The sequence below is a fragment of the Vreelandella sp. L-25 genome, from assembly GCF_056857535.1.
Map to the genome: position 1 here is coordinate 1 of NZ_JBSXNH010000031.1, position 3,023 is coordinate 3,023.

Here is a 3,023-nt window from a genome sequence, read left to right on the forward strand (position 1 = left end):
AAGCAGTTCCAAGCGACACGCGATCGCCAGATATGTCGTGCCTGGCGGGTGGAAAGGCATGACAAAACGGGCCGTCAGCACCGATCAGCACGGTGGGTTTTGGCAATAACGGGCTTGCGAAAGCCAACTTGCACGGGCGAATGATCAAAAAGTGCTCGCTGGCGGTGATAGGGAAAGTGTCGGCGCCGGCTTCACGGATTCAGGAGAATGGTTACAGAGAATGCATCAAAACAGGGCGCTGGTCCGGGCCGGTGACAGGTTCTGGGGCGCTAGGTGTTGCGGTCGTTTTTCGGGGGCAAGCTCAGAATGCGCCGATTTGTCTCTATAATTATGATAAACAAGAATAAATAAGATGTGGCAGGAATTTTGCTAAATCATATTTGGAGCAATGAAACCCAACCGAAGGTATCCATTATGAAGAAGCAGTTTTTCACCAAATCCGGATTTATCAGTATCACTTTGCTTGCAGCACTTCAGGCTGCGCCCGCCATTGTTAGCGCTGACGTCAGCTCAAATGTGAGCGCCAGCAGCAACTATCTGTTCCGGGGCGTCACCCAGACAGACGGGGCTGCGGCTGTCCAGGGAGGGTTGGATTATGAGCATGCGTCGGGCTTCTACGCCGGTGGTTGGGGTTCCAATGTCGATTTTGGTGACGGCACCAGCTATGAGCTTGATCTTTATGCCGGATTCTCCGGCTCTGTGGAAGAACTGGGTTATGACGTTGGGTACATTTATTATGCGTATCCTGACGCGCCGGACTCCATCGACTTCGGCGAACTGTACGGCGAGATCAGTTATGGCATTGCGGCCATCGGCCTGGCCTACACGATCAACAGCGACACCAGTGGTGATGGGGTGTTCGTGCAGGGGGATGCCTATTACTACGCCTCTGTTGGGGTGCCTCTGGAGGACAGCTACAGTGCCGGTGTGACGCTTGGCTATTACGACTTCGCTGATGACGGCAAGGCTTCTGTCGGCGAGGCAAGTTATTCACACGTCGCCGCCAACGTTACAAAGGATGCGGGAAACTTCGGTTCTTTCAGTGTTAACGTGGAGTACGCGGACATTGAGTCAACCGACGCGCTTGGCTCTGTCAACTCGGATGATCCGAAGTTCTGGCTGGGTTGGAGCAGGAGTTTCTGATCGGCCAAGTGATCACAAGCAATTCAGATCCAGAATAAAAAGCCGGCCCAAATGACGGGCCGGTTTTTATTTATCATGCAAGAACCCACCATCGTGCGCCTGCCTTGACGCCCGGTGACTCGACATCCTCGCCCTTACCTCTGCCCCCCCTGCCGCCAAAGCTCATTTCTTATCCGGTGCCTGAATTTCAAACTGTATTAAAGGTTTGTCTGTAAGGTCGTTCCAGATTCCCACGCAAAAATGCTGACTCACTGACCTCAGTCAAACAGCCAGGATGATACTGAATGAACAAACGATTGTTGTTGTGCGCGATGATAGTTCCGGGAGCCTTGGCCGTCTCTCCTATGGTGTCGGCCCAGGCAAAAGAGAGTGTGTCGCTGAAAGAATATCAGCAGGCCAAAGCCAGCCAGGCTGTTTCCCTGAACCAGGCCATGGTGATGGCTTTCGAGAATAGCCCGGTATTGGCTTTGAGGCGGGCCGCGGTCTCGATACAGCAGGGACAGCTTGATCATGCCAGCCGCTGGGCGCCGAGCAATCCAGAGTTTGAGTTGGGGGCCCGTCAGGCCCCGGATCAGGCCGACGAGTCCCTGGAATATGGGGTGAGGGTTACTCAGGAGATCTGGATGGGTAATCGCGGCGACCTTGGGCAGTCGCGTGCCCGGAGTAATCTCACGTCCCGGCAACAGGAGCTTGAATACCTGAAGGTAGCCACCAAGGCGCGGGTGCGGGCCGCCTATTTCCGGATACTGCTGGCTCAGAAAGAGTTGGAAACCGCAACCCGTGCCGTTGAACTTATGCAACGCACCAAAGACCTGGTTGAAATGTCCGTAAAACAGGGTAAACAAACCCGGATTGATCTCAATACCGCAGTCATTGGGCTTGCCAGGGCCCGGAATCAAAAAGCCTCGGCGGAACAAAAGCTCGAGCAATCAAAAATTGACCTTACCGAAGTGCTCGGGGTGTCCCCCTCCGATGCCGTTGGGGTGACCGGCGAGCTTGATGTGACGCTCGAAGACCTGCCTCCGACCAGCCAGCTTGTCGAGATGGCACAGAGTCAGAGAGCGGACCTGAAAGCGGCGGCCGCCAGAATTGCAGCGGATGAAAATAGTGTTATGTTGAAGGGCGTATAATCACTGTTACGTGTATCTATGAGTAAGCTTGAGAAGACGATACTGATTGTTACGATCGTTTTGGCGGTAGCATATATTGTCGCTTTCAATATGAACGTGCCCTATTATTGGGGTTCGGGAGAAAGGGTAGTCCCAAAGGGAATAGTAGATGCTTTATGGGTAGTAGTGCTATTAATGTCCGTCATCACACTGGCAGTTTGCATTCGTGATAGCGGTCTTCGGAAGCTACAAAACCGAGGTTGGTGGATATCGTACATGGTGCTTTTAGGCGCAGTAGCGATACCTCATTATTACATTAAGCACGGGAGGCGGAGTCGTGATTAAACACGTAACCATACGCACCAGTTCGCGCCCTACCGGGCGCCGGACGCTCGTAAACTCGCGCCGCTGTGCTTAAGCGTTAATGTGTCCCCGTCATGTATAGCTACGAAGAAATAATAAACAGATCAGCGGTAGAGGATGAAATAGTCGTCGGGTATGCCGATGCAATGGAATTGCTTCGTATTCTTAGAGGAAAGACTACGAGAGTCCTTGGATGGGAGGGCTGGGTTAAGTACGCTGACGGAAGTTTAGGTCATTCCCAGGAGCATCAAGGCACCGTTGACCTTTCCCTGAATCCGTGAGACCGGCCCCCGGAAGCACTTCTAACCCACTGACCTGCATGGCAATATAGCCATTATCGCCATTCACCCAGACAGTGCCATGCCCAACATAAAGTTCCGCGCCAGTCGCCGCACCCTCACCAGCCAC

General features: G+C 53.3%; 3 protein-coding genes. 2 read left to right on the plus strand and 1 reads right to left on the minus strand.

The window, feature by feature from the left end; translation table 11 throughout:
- The first annotated feature begins 414 nt into the window (after positions 1 to 414).
- Positions 415 to 1,143 (plus strand): TorF family putative porin, encoded by a 729-nt coding sequence (locus tag AC13CN_RS02400; RefSeq protein WP_062363658.1) that lies wholly within the window; start codon positions 415 to 417, stop codon positions 1,141 to 1,143.
- A 284-nt stretch (positions 1,144 to 1,427) separates the two neighbouring features.
- On the plus strand, positions 1,428 to 2,273 hold the full coding sequence (locus AC13CN_RS02405; RefSeq protein ID WP_197746125.1) for a TolC family protein: 846 nt from the start codon (positions 1,428 to 1,430) through the stop codon (positions 2,271 to 2,273).
- 549 nt (positions 2,274 to 2,822) lie between these two features.
- On the opposite strand, the gene AC13CN_RS02410 is transcribed toward AC13CN_RS02405, so the two are convergent.
- Positions 2,823 to 3,023, minus strand: a 201-nt coding sequence (locus AC13CN_RS02410; RefSeq protein ID WP_483052984.1) for a hypothetical protein, incomplete at its 5' end; no start/stop codon positions are given.

Coding starts and splice junctions, on each gene's coding strand:
- AC13CN_RS02405 (WP_197746125.1), top strand. CDS start 1,428: ATGAACAAACGATTGTTGTTGTGCGCGATGATAGTTCCGGGAGCCTTG.
- AC13CN_RS02400 (WP_062363658.1), top strand. CDS start 415: ATGAAGAAGCAGTTTTTCACCAAATCCGGATTTATCAGTATCACTTTG.